The 16,572-nt window shown below is 41.7% G+C and carries 17 protein-coding genes; 11 read left to right on the top strand and 6 right to left on the bottom strand.

The window, feature by feature from the left end:
- Positions 1–17 precede the first annotated feature (17 nt).
- Positions 18–953 (top strand): helix-turn-helix domain-containing protein, encoded by a 936-nt coding sequence (locus BFG52_RS10760; protein ID WP_067555889.1) that lies wholly within the window; start codon positions 18–20, stop codon positions 951–953.
- A gap of 131 nt (positions 954–1,084) precedes the next feature.
- Here the strand turns inward: BFG52_RS10760 and BFG52_RS10755 are convergent, their stop codons facing one another.
- From BFG52_RS10755 to BFG52_RS10745, 3 genes are all read right to left on the bottom strand, one after another.
- Positions 1,085–1,942: a Vmh family MBL fold metallo-hydrolase gene (locus tag BFG52_RS10755; RefSeq protein ID WP_067555887.1), complete on the bottom strand. Its 858-nt coding sequence runs from the start codon at positions 1,940–1,942 to the stop codon at positions 1,085–1,087.
- A 62-nt stretch (positions 1,943–2,004) separates the two neighbouring features.
- The gene (locus BFG52_RS10750; protein WP_067555883.1) at positions 2,005–2,643 is read right to left on the bottom strand and encodes a DsbA family protein; all 639 of its coding nucleotides are present in this window, start codon (positions 2,641–2,643) and stop codon (positions 2,005–2,007) included.
- A 247-nt stretch (positions 2,644–2,890) separates the two neighbouring features.
- Complete coding sequence (locus BFG52_RS10745; RefSeq protein ID WP_157758104.1) at positions 2,891–3,244, bottom strand: hypothetical protein; 354 nt, start codon at positions 3,242–3,244, stop codon at positions 2,891–2,893.
- Positions 3,245–3,254: 10 nt separating this feature from the next.
- Between BFG52_RS10745 and BFG52_RS10740 the strand changes: the two genes are divergently transcribed.
- The 5 genes from BFG52_RS10740 (at position 3,255) to BFG52_RS10720 (ending at position 8,484) form a co-directional block, all read left to right on the top strand.
- The gene (locus BFG52_RS10740; protein WP_067555876.1) at positions 3,255–3,965 is read left to right on the top strand and encodes a LysR family transcriptional regulator; all 711 of its coding nucleotides are present in this window, start codon (positions 3,255–3,257) and stop codon (positions 3,963–3,965) included.
- Between the two features lie 144 nt (positions 3,966–4,109).
- Positions 4,110–4,787, top strand: coding sequence for a class I SAM-dependent methyltransferase (locus tag BFG52_RS10735; protein WP_067555873.1), 678 nt, complete (start codon positions 4,110–4,112; stop codon positions 4,785–4,787).
- Positions 4,788–4,895: 108 nt separating this feature from the next.
- Entirely contained in the window at positions 4,896–7,562 is a 2,667-nt protein-coding gene (locus BFG52_RS10730; RefSeq protein WP_067555870.1) for a heavy metal translocating P-type ATPase, read from the top strand.
- A 187-nt stretch (positions 7,563–7,749) separates the two neighbouring features.
- Positions 7,750–8,142 carry a Cu(I)-responsive transcriptional regulator gene (cueR, locus tag BFG52_RS10725; protein WP_067555866.1) on the top strand — a complete coding sequence of 131 codons (393 nt, stop codon included), beginning with the start codon at positions 7,750–7,752 and terminating at the stop codon, positions 8,140–8,142.
- Positions 8,143–8,289: 147 nt separating this feature from the next.
- Positions 8,290–8,484 (top strand): heavy-metal-associated domain-containing protein, encoded by a 195-nt coding sequence (locus tag BFG52_RS10720; RefSeq protein WP_067555863.1) that lies wholly within the window; start codon positions 8,290–8,292, stop codon positions 8,482–8,484.
- Between the two features lie 203 nt (positions 8,485–8,687).
- Here the strand turns inward: BFG52_RS10720 and BFG52_RS10715 are convergent, their stop codons facing one another.
- Positions 8,688–9,389, bottom strand: coding sequence for a hypothetical protein (locus tag BFG52_RS10715; protein ID WP_157758103.1), 702 nt, complete (start codon positions 9,387–9,389; stop codon positions 8,688–8,690).
- Between the two features lie 131 nt (positions 9,390–9,520).
- Between BFG52_RS10715 and BFG52_RS10710 the strand changes: the two genes are divergently transcribed.
- Both BFG52_RS10710 and BFG52_RS10705 read left to right on the top strand, forming a co-directional pair.
- On the top strand, positions 9,521–9,925 hold the full coding sequence (locus tag BFG52_RS10710; RefSeq protein WP_067552566.1) for a transposase family protein: 405 nt from the start codon (positions 9,521–9,523) through the stop codon (positions 9,923–9,925).
- Positions 9,858–10,370, top strand: a complete 513-nt coding sequence (locus tag BFG52_RS10705) for a transposase family protein (RefSeq protein ID WP_067552569.1) — start codon at positions 9,858–9,860, stop codon at positions 10,368–10,370. The genes BFG52_RS10710 and BFG52_RS10705 overlap by 68 nt, the downstream gene beginning before the upstream one ends.
- Before the next feature lie 315 nt (positions 10,371–10,685).
- On the opposite strand, the gene BFG52_RS10700 is transcribed toward BFG52_RS10705, so the two are convergent.
- Positions 10,686–12,179: an MFS transporter gene (locus BFG52_RS10700; RefSeq protein WP_067555857.1), complete on the bottom strand. Its 1,494-nt coding sequence runs from the start codon at positions 12,177–12,179 to the stop codon at positions 10,686–10,688.
- Positions 12,180–12,287: 108 nt separating this feature from the next.
- Here BFG52_RS10700 and BFG52_RS10695 point away from each other — a divergent pair, with 108 nt between their 5' ends.
- Positions 12,288–12,884, top strand: a complete 597-nt coding sequence (locus BFG52_RS10695) for a TetR family transcriptional regulator (protein ID WP_067555854.1) — start codon at positions 12,288–12,290, stop codon at positions 12,882–12,884.
- Positions 12,885–13,047: 163 nt separating this feature from the next.
- Positions 13,048–13,632: a hypothetical protein gene (locus BFG52_RS10690; protein ID WP_157758102.1), complete on the top strand. Its 585-nt coding sequence runs from the start codon at positions 13,048–13,050 to the stop codon at positions 13,630–13,632.
- 153 nt (positions 13,633–13,785) lie between these two features.
- Here BFG52_RS10690 and BFG52_RS10685 read toward each other — a convergent pair whose 3' ends face one another.
- Positions 13,786–14,832, bottom strand: a complete 1,047-nt coding sequence (locus BFG52_RS10685; RefSeq protein ID WP_067555848.1) for an NAD(P)H-dependent flavin oxidoreductase — start codon at positions 14,830–14,832, stop codon at positions 13,786–13,788.
- A 478-nt stretch (positions 14,833–15,310) separates the two neighbouring features.
- Between BFG52_RS10685 and BFG52_RS10680 the strand changes: the two genes are divergently transcribed.
- Positions 15,311–16,570: a putative DNA modification/repair radical SAM protein gene (locus tag BFG52_RS10680; protein ID WP_067555846.1), complete on the top strand. Its 1,260-nt coding sequence runs from the start codon at positions 15,311–15,313 to the stop codon at positions 16,568–16,570.
- Positions 16,571–16,572 lie beyond the last annotated feature (2 nt).

Genomic DNA, 16,572 nt, shown 5'->3' with positions numbered 1-16,572 from the left:
ACTGAGCGAATTTGAGCATGAAAGTATTTGATAGTCATTCTATTCGGGCAAAGTTACAGCACTTAAAGATGCAACGTGACTCCGTCCCAGATCATTTTGGGCAGGGTTATACGGATAGCATACAGATAGAATCTGGTTTAAGTTTGGCATATACCGATTATATGGCCACGCAGCATATTGTGGAGCATAGTGATTTAGATTTAGCTGTACCGCAATTAAGCATTACTTTTGCCTTACAGGGCTATTCTTATTATCTTGCGCATGCTGGAGAAGAATTTCAGTTTCGTGCCGGTTCTACCATGGTCACGGCATTACATCAAGTACGTGCAGAGCGGCATTATTTTGCCAAGCAAGCAGTTAGACAATTACGGTTATTGTTGAGCCCAGCGTTTTTAGCACAATACCATTTTCAAGATTTACAGCAACAACTAGAACAAACCCGTTCAGCACAACAATGGGCATTGCAGCGTACAACGCCGCAAATGCTGCATCTAGCAGAACATATTATTGCCTTAAGCCATGCTGATGCCAGTCATTTGGATTTTAAAATCGCAGCACTTTCTTTGGTGGCATCGCAGTTTAAACAATTACAACGCCCCGATCAGCCTGCCTTTAAAATCAGCAGTGCCGATGAAGAAAAACTATATGCTGCCTTGGAAATGATGCAGCGTGATTATGCTCAGCCTTTGGGTTTGGATTATTTATGTTTAAGTGTGGCTATGAACCGCTTTAAGTTTAAACAAGCTTTTAAAGCGCTCTTTAACATTACACCACACCAAAAATTGATTCAAATCCGCATGCAACAAGCACGTCAACGCCTAGCAGCGGGGGAGCATGTTTCTGTGGTTGCCTATGGTGTTGGCTATAAGCATGTTTCCAATTTTAGTGCGGCTTTTTTACAGTATTATGGCTATCGCCCTAAAGCATTATTTCATGATGATCACAGGGAATAGCTCAGACATTATAAACAGCAGGACTTTAAACTACACCTATAGCCATATACCTATAGCAATACCGCTATATAAAAGATCTATAGCGATATTGCAAAGAAGAACAACTTATTCGCGTTATTGGCGCGACGGTATTACCATGGCATTTCACCAGTATTGACTTTAGAGCTGAGCTCTAACGAACTCTCTTCAGCAAGTGTTGGATATTGAGTTTTCATCTCAGCAATCACTTCGCCAGAGGCTTTATGTTGTTTTAACGCTTTTTCAAAATCTTTGAGATATTGCGCGGTAAATTGTACGGCTTCAGTTTGTTTTGGCATGTCACCAATATAATGTCCAGGGATTACCGTAGTTGCACCTAAAGATTGGATTTGTTGCAAGGTGCGTTGCCAATCTTGGCGTTGTTTTGCTGTTTGTGCATCGGCGGTCCAGACATGAATACCTGAACTAATACCAACGCCTCCTAATACTGTACGGGTACTCGGTACCCATAAATACGCTGCATAAGATTGAGGGGCTTTGAGTTGAATTTTATGTCCTTCCAATTCAAAGTTTTTAGTTTTGCTGATGGTCGGTACATAGAGCTGTTGTGGTGCTGCATCTTTTAAAATCGGCCCCCAATAAGCCAATTTGGCGTCTTTGGTTTTCTCAATATGCGCAACAACTTGTTCTGAAGCAAGAATAGGCGTGTTTGGAAATGCTTTGACAATCGGCTCTAAACCAAAATAAAAATCTGGATCGCCAGCGCTAATGACAATGTATTTTAAGTTTTTACCGCTATCCTTAATCAGTTGTACCAACTGTTCAGCATCTTTGGTACTAAATTGCGCATCGACCAATACCGCATCTTTATCGCCCACAATCAGGGTAGAGCTGACCGGAAAGATGGCCTGTTGTTGAGGATTATAGGTTTTATAACTCAATGTACCTGCAAACAGTTGTGAGCTGAATAAAGCGGTGCTGATGGCGATGGTTTTTAGCAGTGTATTCATAATCATGGTTCCTATTTTTGCTGTTCGATGTTCGATGTATTGTGTGTGGGGTCTTGGCAATATTATTGGGTTTGAATCAGTGCGGCAAAATCTGCTGTACGATGATAATAATCTGCGACAGCAATATTTTGGTAGCCAGCACTGCTTTCTAATACTGCAGTGGGATAACCCTGCCCGCCGACTTGATGGAGTAGAGCGTGCGCATGGTTAAACTCCAGATTCACATCATCGGCTGTAACTGCTGCAATAGTTTGTTGCCATTGCGCAGCATGCATATTGGCAGTGGGCAAGAGTTTATATAGGGTTTCCAGCTGATTAATATTCTTGCCATACTGATAATAAGCCACTTGTAATTGTGTTAAGTAGGAAATAAGTAATTGATCATTCCCACTTTTTTTGAGTGCAACCAAAGCTTGAATGGCTGGGAGTGAATTGAGCACCAAGCTTGGATCTTGTAAACGTTTTAGATAATCCTCACCAAATTGCGCCCCTGTGCGCTGATGAATCTGGTGATCAAATTGTGTAATGCGTGCTCTTAATTCGCCATCCATTGCTTGGCAACGATCACCGATAAACAGACCACCAAAATGTAACTGCTGTGGGCAAAGCTGTTTTTGCTCAATCTGTTGGATCAGTGGCAATGCAGCATAGCTCCAGCCACAAATTGGATCGACGATCCAGTGTAAGGTCTTTATTGACATAGCTGATCTCGTTTTAACAGGGCATGCATAGCACATCATCTGCGATAGCATGCCTTAAATATTGGATTGCAGACTATGCTAATCTACTTACTAATTATTAGTAAGTACTTACCTAAAAGTAAGTATCAAGTTTTTTAAAAAAACTGTATTGTTCATGTAAATTTTTAAGGGTATTTACCTGAAAGATTTGTGGCGAATCGGCATGAGATGTCATGTGTTTTGTGATGTCAGTAAACGATAACGCGCATTAGTCTGTTCGATGCGAGATCGCGTGATTTGCGACAGAGTGCGCTTGTTCTGCTTTTCGTATACAGTACAAACCCAAGATGCTGCCTAGTGCCAGCAGTTGCAGAATATGGTTGAAAGGTAGGTAGCGTAATAATTGTGCGCTTCCCAATGCACCAAGACCAATACTGGCATTAAAAATTGCCACATAAATTGCAACGGCACCTTGCGCATGTTGTTGCGCAGTTTTAATAACATAGCTTTGCAAGGCGATAAATAAAATCGCGGCTGCACCGCCCCACAGACAGAGTAGTGCAATCGTAAAATATAGATTGAGCTGTGTCATAAAGTAGCCCAATGCTAATAAACTCAGCATAAAACCAAACATGATGCCTTTTAAAATGTTGATCAGAGCATGGTCTAAATATTTCGCAGCAATGATATTGGCGATTAATCCAGTTGCACAAATACATAATCAGGTTGAAGGTTTAGTACGTATAGCTGTACCTGAAAATTTAGCTTATACCTTGGTGTTACCTGCATTGCAAACACTCTATCAGCAGCATCCCAAATTACGTATTGAGTTAAGCACAGGAGTGGAAATACGTAATGTACATCGCCGTGATGTGGATTTAGCCATTCGTACCATACAGCCAGAGCAGGGCAACGTTACCATTCGCCGTTTGGGGGCATTGGCTTTTGCATTTTATGGTACACCTCACTATCTACAGCATAGCGATGAACAAGATTATGCTTATATTGGTTGGACTGAGTCGCAACAAGATTTGCAATTGGCGCGTTTTCTTAAGCGCTTTTTAAAACATAAAAGTTGTGTCCTACAATGCAATACGCTGTCGATGCAAATCCACGCGGTACAGCAAAATTTAGGCATAGCCATCCTACCAAGGTTTATTGCTCAACAACGTGATTTGCTGCGCGTTCATCCTACACAGCAACTCCAGCAACCAATTTGGTTGGTCGCACAAAGCCATGTCCTGAGTAGTCAACGTGTACGTACTGTGGCTGATCACTTGATTGCTTTGTTTAGTGAAATGACCATGTTTAATGATGGCATAGGGTTTGATAATATGCAGTAAATTTTGTTTTGATCATTTTACTTGAGGTCATTCATTATTGCAGCCCCAGCCTGTTGTTTAAATTGCTTAAGTTGTCTAAATCGGTAGACTTTGGCGTATTGGCAAGGTATAGATAGTGCTTTCAATGTGTTGCAAGAGAAGCATATGGCTAAGGACTTCGCTCATCCAGATGTAGTCGATCAGTATGATCAGCATATTTTAAAACTGATTCCTGGTTATCACTTAGTACACCAACAGATTGCGGTGTTATTAGAAAGCTATTTACCGCAACGCGCACATATTTTAGTTGTGGGCTGTGGCACAGGCTATGAATTGGCAGCATTATTGGCACTGCAGTCTGATTGGACGTTCACCGCTACAGATTTGTCCGCCACGATGTTAGAAAAAGCGCAAGCGAAGATCAGCGCAATGGGCCAAGCACATCGTGTGCAATTTATACAAGCAGATGTACATCAATTACCCGCTGATGCGCAATTTGATGCGGCATTATTGATCTTGGTTGCCCACTTTATTGCCCATACAGATAAAACAGCATTATTCCAGCAAATCTATCTACGCTTAGCGGCTGGTGCCATTTTACTCAGCTATGACTTAATGCAATCACCACGCACTGAAGATTTATCCGCTTTGGCGAAATTATGTCAACAACAAGGCTTGAGTGCCATACAAAGTCAAAAAATGCTACAACGCTTACACGATGATTTTTATGTCGATGATAGCGCTGTTTATCAGCAGCGACTACTCGACAGTGGTTTTGCAACAGTAAGTAGTTATAGCCAAGTACTGTGTTATCAAGGCTTTCTTGCACAAAAGTCACGCTGATTTTAGCCCAGCATTGAGGCTGGCAGTGACAGCATATCACTTGACCTTGACCGTATTGGAAGCTTTAAGCTAGATGCATATTATTCTCATCTTCTTGGGGTTTTGATCATGGATACAAAGCGTTCCTCACCCTATCAGCTGGTTTTTGGAGTTGAAGGCATGACTTGCGCCTCATGTGTGGCGCGAGCAGAAAAAGCATTATTAAAAGTCTCTGGCGTTCAAGCTGCACATGTCAATCTAGCCACTGAAACGGCGCATGTGTCGAGTGATCAGCCACTTGATTATGAAATACTCGCGGCGGCTCTGGCACGCGCTGGTTATCAGGCGGAAGCCACTCAGCAGCAGCAATTGCAGATCACGGGGATGAGCTGTGCATCTTGTGTTGGGCGGGTAGAAAAAGCCTTAAAAAAAGTACCAGGCGTATTACAAGCACAGGTCAATTTGGCAACGGAAACCGCCAGTATCTTACATTTGGCAAGACTGAAACCAGAAATACTAGATCATGCCATTCAAGCAGCAGGTTATCAGGTTGTGCCGGCTGAAATAGTATTAAATATTACGGGAATGAGCTGTGCATCCTGCGTGGGGCGTGTGGAAAAAGCTTTGCAAAAAATTGCTGCTGTGGAAAAAGCGACGGTCAATTTAGCGACCGAAAGTGCAACGATCAAAGCTGACCCCGGGCTCAATGTGAACGATCTGATTTATGCGATACAACAGGCGGGTTATCAGGCAAGTCTGGCATCGAATGAGCAAAATAAGTCACAACAGCAGCGTAAAGAGCATGAGCAACAACAGTTAAAATTTAATTTTATTTTGGCTTTATTGCTGACCTTGCCGGTGTTTATTTTGGAAATGGGATCACACATGATTCCAGCTTTCCACATGTGGATTGCCGAACATATCGGTATGCAAAATAGCTGGTATATCCAAGCCTTATTGACTGGCTTGGTGATGTGTTTGCCTGGACGGCATTTTTATCAAAAAGGTTTGCCAGCATTATGGCGTCTGGCACCCGATATGAACTCTTTGGTGGCAGTGGGAAGCCTTGCCGCATATGGCTTTTCCTTGGTAGCGACTTTTGCACCGCAGTATTTGCCAGAAAATACGGTCAACGTCTATTTTGAAGCTGCCGCAGTGATTATTACCCTTATTTTATTGGGGCGTTTTTTTGAAGCCAAAGCCAAAGGGCGTACCTCACAAGCTATTCAGCATTTAATTGGCATGCAAGCCAAAACAGCACATGTTTTACAAGGTGATCAATTCGTCGATTTACCGATTATGCAAGTGCAAACAGGCATGCGAATTGAAATACGTCCGGGTGAACGTGTCCCTGTCGATGGTAAGGTCACCAGTGGTCAAAGTTATATCGATGAATCCATGTTGAGTGGCGAGCCTTTGGCTGTGGCGAAACAGATCGGAGATGAGGTGGTTGGCGGCACCATTAACCAGACTGGTAGTTTGCAAATTCGAGCAACTGCCGTTGCTGAAGCGACAGTATTGGCGCAAATTATTCAAATGGTTGAACGAGCACAGGGCGCGAAGCTTCCCATTCAAGCAGTAGTCGATAAAATCACCTTGTGGTTTGTGCCTGTGGTGATGATATTGGCAGTGCTCACGTTCTTGATCTGGTTTATTTTTGGACCAGATCCAGCCTTAAGTTTTGCTTTGGTCAATGCTGTAGCCGTACTGATTATTGCTTGTCCCTGTGCGATGGGATTGGCGACACCGACTTCAATTATGGTGGGTACAGGGCGTGGGGCGGAACTGGGTATTTTATTCCGTCAGGGCGATGCCTTGCAGTCTTTACAGCAGGCCCAGGTGGTCGCGGTCGATAAAACCGGAACCTTGACCGAAGGCAAGCCGCAATTGACTGATTTTGAAGTACGACCAGCTTTTCAACGGGAACAACTGTTGGCACAAGTGGCAAGTCTTGAGTCTAAATCTGAGCATCCAATTGCCCATGCCATCGTCGAGTCGGCACAACAACAAGGGCTTGCCTTGCTGCCGCTTGAAGAATTTCAGTCGATTACTGGTTTTGGCATCCAAGCGCGTGTTGCGGGTCAAATGATTTACATTGGTGCAGATCGCTTTATGCAAAAGCTTGGGCATGATGTCAGTGTATTTGCAACCATTGCACAGCAGCTGGGTGAAGAAGCCAAAACACCGATTTATATCGCCGTGGAAGATCAGTTGGCTGCATTAATGGCGGTTGCCGATCCGATCAAAGCCAGCAGCTATACTGCCATTCAAGCCTTGCATCAATTGGGCTTAAAAGTGGTGATGATCAGTGGTGACAACCGCCATACAGCTGAAGCAATTGCCAAACAATTAAATATCGATGAAGTCATTGCCGAAGTATTGCCTGAAGATAAAGTCAATGCCGTCAAAAGTCTACAACAACAATATGGTCATGTCGCCTATGTGGGGGATGGCATCAATGATGCACCCGCACTGGCGGCAGCAGATGTAGGGATTGCCATTGGTACAGGCACCGATATTGCCATTGAAGCGGCAGATGTGGTGTTGATTTCGGGACAATTAGATGGTGTGGTCAATGCAATTGCTTTAAGTAAGGCAACCATTCAGAACATCAAACAAAATCTATTTTGGGCTTTTGTCTACAATGCAGCATTGATTCCCGTGGCAGCCGGTGTTTTATATCCACATTTTGGGCTGTTATTGTCGCCGATTTTTGCCGCTGCGGCGATGGCCATGTCCTCGGTTTTTGTCTTGAGCAATGCCTTGAGATTGACACGTTTTAAAGTACAAACGTGATATATTGCAAAAGTTAAAAAGCTTTTAGTGAAGTGCTGTTGTGCTAAAGTATCCGTCGTTTGCGAGGTGTTCAGGTGGTCTGAGCACTGCGTTGGCATAAGACTGCGCCCAATCAGGCAAATGATAGAAAATTAGGCAAATCAAATCATAGACGGCTATGCGACGGTTTTGTTAGGTTGAGGTCAATATGAATATAGGACAAATTGCAAAACGCTCAGGTATATCGGCAAAAATGATCCGTTATTATGAACAAACGGGATTAATTGCGCCGGTGCAGCGAAGTGCCGCAGGGTATCGGGTATATAGTGATCAAGACCTAAAAACTTTACAGTTTATTGTGCATGCGAAGCAGCTTGGCTTTGCCACAGAACAGATTAAAGCCTTGTTAGGGCTGTGGCTGCATGAACACAGACAAAGTGCTTCAGTCAAACATTTAGCCCAACAACATATTCAGCAACTTAAACAAAAAATTGCCAGCTTACAGCATATGGTTGCCGTCTTAGAGCAATCGGTTGCAGCGTGTGCGGGAGATGAACATCCGCAATGTTGTATTTTAGATCAATTAGAACAAGGCGTATAAATACTTCATATTGTTGTAGATACATTGTTCTAAGTTCTAAGTTCTAAGTTCTAAAAATATTCAGTTCGACTTGACCTTGACCCTATCGGAAGCTTTACAGTGTGTAGGATGCTTTAGTTGTGCAATAGATGAAGGAGAGTTCTTATCATGCAACTTTATATTGAAAATATGACATGTGGTGGTTGTGCCCGTGGTGTGACTGCAACGATTAAAGCCGTTGATCCAGCCGCACAGGTCGAAATCGATGTCGAAAAGAAATTGGTGTCTTTACAAAGCCAAGCAGATCTTGAGGTGATTTTAGCTGCCTTGGCAGAGGATGCATTCCCTGCCGTGCCACGTTAAGGTATCGGCGTCATATACTGAGCAGCCTACGCGCTACCTCTACAATTGGCTTCAATTGATGTAGAAAGGGCGAGTAGGCTTTATTCTTTGCAGCATAATCTATCGGAGCATCATTCAGAAACAGAATTCTGAAACATAAGTCAGAAACATAATTCAGCGATAGAATTCAGAAACATAAGTCCGAAATAGCAGCATGTCTAACTTTAGCGTATTGTATATTCATCTTTAAGCGCTTTATCTTTAAATGCGATCAGCAGCTGCTTTTTATTATAGTGCGGTACGATATAAAACTCGGTTTGCCATTTTAGAGTTGGTCGTAAAAGGTCTTCAGGATTTTGCATCAGATTATATGCAAACTCGACATCAATATTTAGTGTGTCTGAAAAGCTGGCTGCTTTTTTTACGCGATGTGCTATCGGTATGAAGACCGCAGCGGTATATTCTTTGCCAAGCGGTAGCATCGGAACAGAGGTGACGATGATTATATTTTTATTAAAATCTACCTGTTGTAGTTGTTCTTTAATATCATTCGGTATTGTTAAACCTGGTATATAGCGGCTATATTGACTGAGAGTATGATCTAATTGCTCTAGATTAAAAATTGGAAAAGCAGAGTAGACTTCGTTAACTAAAGTCTGTTGCTGATGGGCAGATTCTTCATCTGTATCGAGCAGCTGTAAAATTTCTGTATTATTATTTTGATAGACATAATTACGTTTCAGTGAATGCGCGAGTTTTTGTCGTGCGTCAAAATCTGCTGGATACATTTGATTGCGCCCTTCATATGACGCAACAGGCTCTAATTTTTTAGGAATCAGCGCTTCAATTTTATTACATGCAGAGATGGTCAAAATAATAGCCATCAGGGTGATGAACATTCCCTGCTTCCATAATATCTTTTGCATCAATTTATTTTCCTCAGCGTATCTACTGTTATATTGCCCAATATTAGACTTCCTTCATAAATTAAAAAATACACAGCTGTTTGATTACCAACTATACAGCTAAAAATCTAATTCTTAGCGATAATATCTCAATGAGATATAAAGACGTTAAAAAGTTACCTGATGATAAGTTTCGCAGACTTACAGGCATTAGTTGGTCCACATTTAATTTAATGATGGATGAATTAAGAGTTCAATTACCAGTCAATACTGGCAAGGGTCGCCCTCCAAAATTGCCCTTAGAAGACCGTCTTCTCTTGTGTTTAGAGTATTGGCGGGAATATAGAACGCTATTCCATGTCGGCATGAATTATGGTGTTTCAGAAACCAGTGCACTCCGAACCACCCGTAAGATTGAAGATATTCTGATTAAATCAGGGAAATTTAGTCTACCCAAACAAATGCCTGATCGAGAAGAAGCTAATTGGGATGTTGTTGTCGTTGACGCAACAGAGATTTTCGTGCAACGTCCAAAAAAAACAGAAAAAATGGTATAGCGGCAAAAAGAAACGTCACACGATTAAATTTCAAGTTTCAATGCACTATATGACCGGTAAAATACTGAGTGTTTGTTGCGATAAAGGTAGAGTTCATGATTTTAAGATATTTAATAAAAGTATTAAATATCTTAAATTTAAACCATTTTTTATAGTTGACAAGGGCTATTTAGGTATAGAAAAACTTGGATTTGGTTGCTTGGTTCCTTTTAAGGCTAAAAGAGGGTGTGCTCTAGATAAGCAGCTGAAAAAATTCAATAAAGAAATCAGCCGTAGACGAATTGGTATTGAGCATGTTTTTGGAAGAATGAAAATCTTTAAAATCTTATCCTGTGTGTACAGAAATCGGCGAAAAAGAATAAATTTAAGATTCAATTTATTAGCAGGTATATATAACCTTGAGTGGGCGGGAGATCAAAAAGATGGCTGTTTAAAAAATGATTAATGAAGGAAGTCTATTAGATAGGTTTTGGGGCATTAAATCTAGTGAAGATATGCTACTGGATTATTGTCGTTCGCTTTGAGGAGCAAAGCCGCCTGATAATGCGGCACAATAGTATGGCTAATGCTGCTATAGGTTAAATCTCTGTAGGATAAATAGTTATAGGCTAAAGTATGGCTAATGCTGCTATAGGTTAAATCTCTATAAGGTAAATAGTTATAAGCTAAAATCGCTATAGGTTATAAAACAGCCATACGCTGGAATATCAATATCCAGATCATCAAATATGCAGCATTATGGACGATGTTATGGATTATTTTATGGCCCATCTTGTTGCTGTACGCGTTGCGGCATCAAGCGCCAGACGAATATTGCCAATATTATAAATAAACTCCCTGCAATGATGAGTACCCAGCGGTGTGCATATTGAAAAGCTTGGGTTGCTTGCTGTTGAATAACCGTAGCAGATTCTGGACTAAATTGCTGCAGTGCGGCTAATGTCTCACCGATGGAATGTCCCAAACTTGTCAGGTCAGCACTGGAGAGTTGTGGTATTGACTGTAAATGTTGCATATAAAATAGAGAAATTAACATGCCAAATATTGCGATTCCTAAACCAGCGCCTAGTTCATAGGCCATGCCTTCAATTGCCCCAGCGGCAGTGGCTTTATGCTTCGGTGCAGTCGACATAATCGCAGCAGTTGAAGACAATAATGTGATTTCCACACTTAGGCCGAGTAATACCATCCATGTCCAAGCCAAATAATGATCTATGGCAAAATTAATTTGAGATAAACCAAAAAAGCTGAGGGCACAGAGCAATAAACCACAGCTCGAAACGCGTTTTAAGCCAAAATGGTTGAGTAAAAAACTTACAAAAGGACCGCCAAAACTAATGGCAATAATAAAGGGTAATATATAAAGCCCTGCGTCAAGTGGGCTATAGCCATAAATAAATTGCAACTCCTGAGAGAGTAATAGCTCAAAACCGACTAAGGACACCATGGCAAAAATGGCTAGGGCAATACTGACGGCAATTGCAGGGTGTTGGAACAGTTTAAAATCAATTAACGGTCTGGTACTTTTGAGTTGTTGGCGAATAAACCACATGAGTATGGCGCTACCAGCAAATAATGCACTCCATGCACTGAGTGTTGCATTATAAAATAAACTTTTTAGCGCATAGATAATCAATAAAATCGCCGTGATTAATTGCAGTGCTTGCCATAAATTAATGCTTTGTTCTGCTTGGGTTGCCTGTTTGGGAACATACAGTAAAATGAAGAGCAAAGCGCAGGCAATAATCGGCACATTAATAAGAAAAACCATTCCCCAATGATAATGCTCCAAGATATAACCACCGACTAACGGTCCAATGGCAGCACCACCGCCACCGACGGTTCCCCAAATACCCAATGCAAAATTACGTTGTTTTTCATCGGTAAAACCATGCCTGAGTGCCGCTAGGGTCGCTGGAATAATCATGGCAGCGCCTAGCGCGAGGAGCGCGCGCATCGCAATTAACATAGCAGCACTCTGTGCAACAGCAGCGGCAGTTGATGCGATTGCAAAGATACTGGCACCGATAAGCATTAAGCGCTTAAAACCAATACGATCACCCAGTGCGCCCATAGGCAAGATGAGGCCTGCCATAACCAAGGAGTAGATATCAATAATCCACAACATTTGTTGGTTATTGAGCGCTAAGGCTGAGGTCATGCTGGGAATCGCGACGTGTAATACCGTGGCATCAATGGAGACGGGTAAATAGATCAAGATGATAATAAATAAAATCATCCATTGGCGTGACATAAAGCACCTAATATAGATTTGGACAGTTGTTCAAGTTTGGATTTTAAGCTAATTTGGACATTTGTCCAATATAATTTACAATTGTTGTAAATTATTTGGGGGTGGGGCATGAGCTATTTACAGCGTGATAAACGGCGTGAATTAATTTTGGCTGCGGCAATGCAAATTGCCTTGCAAGATGGATTGGCTGCGATTACTGCACGGCGTGTTGCACAGCAAGCGGAAGTCTCGACGGGGCAGGTACATCATCATTTTCAGTCTATTTCACATTTGCGTGCGGAAAGCTTTTTGGCCTTGATGCAACAGATGGAGGCAATAGAAGCGGATTTTCGACCGCAAACTCCTTTAGCACGTCTCTTGGTGGAATTAGGCGCAGAGAATATTGAACAAACACAAGCATATTTAGCATTATGGAATGAAGCTGAGGTTTTATTAAATAGCGATGCGGTATTAAAAGAAGCCTATAAGCTGAATATGCAGCTGTGGCAGCAAAATATTGTGGCGATTATTGAACAGGGAATTCTAGCGCACGCTTTTCAATTGCGTTCTAATCAGAATAGTCAGCAAGTTGCTTGGCAATTTATTGCCTTTGTTTGTGGTTTAGAAGGAATTTATCAATTGGGTTTGACACAGGCCTCAGCAGAAGATTTTAAACAACATATGAGCAATATCATTACTGCTTTATTGAGCCCTTCAAATATCTAAACTCACGATAGCAACATTGAGTAAGTTGACGAGGCTATTGAGTTATTGTGAAATAGGATTGATGGGTTAAAGTCGCTAAAACAAGATAAATACGTTATGCTAGGGCGGTTGGTTTTAAATAACATTATATCGAAAAAAATTTAAGATTTAGATAGGATTAAATGTGTTCATAAATAGTATTGTGATGGGATTTCTCGATTTAATATATACATTTTTTGCTAAAATGGATGTGGTATCGGGGTTTGCTATTTCTTTTGTCATCGTTGTTATTTTGATTATTCACAACAATATAGAAGCCACTGAGGATGACAAGAAAATAGAAAAGCAGTTGGAGCATTTCAATATAAAACAATTAAGCCCAGTGATTCGTTTGCTTTGTTATTATGCTTTATATGGTCAAAATGACTGGAATGCAGAAAAAATTGCTTATATTCGCTCTATTTTTGAGCCACAGTGTAAAACAGCAGAAGATTTCGAATATCTACAGGTCCTTTTAAATGAGCAGACCTATTATGCCAATATTCAACTGAGTTTGATTGCGCGTAAGAACTTGGATTTAGCTTCTAGGCAAGCTATTTTTAATGATTGTGTACATTTATTAAATATGAATCAAGTTACAGCCGCAGTAATGCAAACACTCATGTCGCAGTTGCGTAAAGACCTTAAAATAATTGCAGAAAAACCAACAGAAAAGCACAAGATAAACGAAAAGTTCAATCTGAAAACACATGATGATGCAACACCTTAGGGGTGAGATCTACTGCCAAGTTTCGCATAGCGCAATCAAATTGATATCTGTGCGATGTTGAAGATGTTGCAGATATTGCGCTTAAAGTACTCTCGGAAAGTACTTTAAGCAGTATGCTATACCGCACAGCAGCGAGATTGTATATCTATTCTGCTAAGCCGTTTGATTCATTTCTAATACCAATTGATTGATCAAATCGGGTGCCGCAAGGGGACGGATTTGGGCAACATTGGCACCGGCCCAAAAAGCACCATAGCCATGGTCATCTTGTGCTGCGGCAGCTGCATGCAATTGTTTTGCAAGGTCATAAGCATAAGGGTAGGCCGCTACGGCTGCCCGATCAGGTCGATCGACACGGGTTTGCCAATGTTGCATCAGGCTACGTGCAGGGCGACCAGAAATACTGCGGGTGATATGGGTATGCGGATTATTTTTGAGTGCATAACGATAAGCAGCATGGGCGGCAGAGCTGGGGCAGGCGACAAAAGCTGTGCCTAATTGGACTGCGCTGGCACCGAGTTTAAGCATATGTTTTGCCTGTTGCCCATTCATTATTCCACCAGCAGCAACTACGGGTAATTGGCATTCTGCAACACAGAGTTTGACTAAGTCAGCGGTACTCAGTGCTGCATCAATATCTATATTAAAAATACCGCGATGACCACCCGCTTCTATACCTTGCGCAATAATGACATCAATTCCTGCTTGCTCAATTAACTGCGCTTCTGCCAAATTGGTTGCGCTTACCATGGTGACAATACCAGCGTGTTTGAGTGCGGCAATTTGTGCAGCATGTGGAATACCAAAATGAAAACTGACAGCTTTGGGTGCCAGTGCTAAGACCACGTCAAGATAATCATCATGGTCCAGAAAACTGGGATAAATACAGTTTAATGTGCTCGGTGGTGTGGCACCGTATTGGGCAAATAGCGGGGCGAGTGCGGCAATCCAAGCTTGGTGAGCCGCGCTGTCTAGCGTAGGGGATTGGTGGCAAAAAAAATTGACTTGAAATGGTGCGCTGGTGAGGTGCTGTGTGTCTAAAATCTGTTGGCGTGCTTGGGCTGGCGTGCTGGCGCCCAGCCCCAGTGCGCCCAATGCACCTTGATTGGATACTTCTGCTGCCAGCGTTGCAGTAGAAACACCTGCCATCGGTGCCAGCAATATGGGATGTTTAATGTCTAACTGTTGTAATAGATGCATGGCAATATCCTTTCTTTATCACACTACGTTAGCGGATTCATTCCAAATGAAGCAACTGATATTCATCATTTATTTTATTGATAGCGCATCATTTAAAATATCTGTTTTTGAGGAACGTCATTCTCGGTGCAAGTGACTTGCAAAAGTAATCATGCCACATAGAAGCATCGATTGGATGATTTTTTCAGAAATTTGATAGGCGCTGTTGTGAGCGGATGTCTAATATGTTGTGCAGCGCATGAGCACTGTATTGGACCGTTTGGGTTTAGCCCTGATAATGTGATGCCATTGATGTAGAGGCTTTGCATACAGAGATTTTGCATGTAGTAGAGATATTGTACGCAGAGATTTTGCATGTAAAGATCTCGATTATAAGGCGTCATCTGATGTCGTTTTATTGCCACTAGATGCTAGTAAAAAAAATTACATTCGTTTATTTTTTGCACTGAATGCGCTAGGTAAATAAGATGGTGTGGCAATGTCAGATAGAATGCGTGAAAAACTACAAATTTTAGCCGACGCGGCAAAATATGATGTGTCTTGCTCTTCAAGTGGCAGTCGTCGCCAAAATAAAAATCAAGGATTGGGCAATACCGGGCATGGCATTTGCCATAGTTATACCGAAGATGGTCGCTGCGTATCATTGCTCAAAATTTTATTGAGTAATGTCTGTATCTATGACTGTGCATATTGCGTGTCTCGCCGTTCCAATGATGTACGACGAGCGGCATTTACCGTACAAGAAGTGGTTGATCTCACCATTAATTTTTATCGCCGTAATTATATTGAGGGTTTATTTTTAAGCTCAGGAATATTTAAATCTGCTGACCATACGATGGAACGTATGCTACAGGTGGTGAAGAAATTACGTTTAGAAGAAAATTTTCACGGTTATATCCACCTTAAAACAATCCCAGGCGCGGCACCGGCATTAATACATGCGATAGGTTTATATGTTGACCGCATGAGTAGTAACTTAGAAATGCCAACAGTAGCTGGACTGAAGCGTTTTGCACCAGAAAAATCACATCAGATTGTGCAACATGATATGGCTTATATTCGTGACTGTCGTATGCAACTACAAGATGAGTCTAAACAATCTAGCAAAGCTATACATTTTGTTCCCGCTGGGCAAACAACGCAAATGGTGGTGGGGGCTCATCATGAAACAGATCGTGATGTGATTTTAATGGCAGATCGGCATTATCGTGAGTTTAAGTTAAAACGGGTTTATTATTCGGGTTATATCCCGATTAATGCTGAAGATACCGCATTACCTGCTGTAGGTAGTGCACCGCCACTCATCCGTGAAAATCGCTTATATCAAAGTGATTGGCTGATGCGATTTTATGGCTTTGCCGCAGAAGAGTTATTGGATGCACAGCAACCCAATTTAGACTTAGAGATTGATCCCAAATTGAGTTGGGCTTTAAGACATCCAGAACAATTTCCAGTCGACTTAAATAACGCTGAATATGCCATGATTTTAAGAGTGCCTGGCATAGGTGTGACATCCGCAAAGAAAATTATCAAAGCTAGACGTTTTGGTAAAATACGCATTGAACAATTAAAACGTATAGGCGTCGCTTATAACCGTGCGCAATACTTTATTCGATGTCAGGATAGTCCTGCGCATCAGCGCGCAATGACCAGTCAAGCGATCCGTCAGAACATTTTACAGACCAGTCAATCTAAATATCAAAAGCCTTTATCGCCTCAACTCAGTTTTGGTTTTTAACA

Source organism: Acinetobacter larvae, from assembly GCF_001704115.1.
In the GTDB taxonomy this organism is placed as follows: domain Bacteria; phylum Pseudomonadota; class Gammaproteobacteria; order Pseudomonadales; family Moraxellaceae; genus Acinetobacter; species Acinetobacter larvae.
Note: the sequence above shows the minus strand (reverse complement) of the source record. Positions and strands in the feature narration are given on the sequence as shown.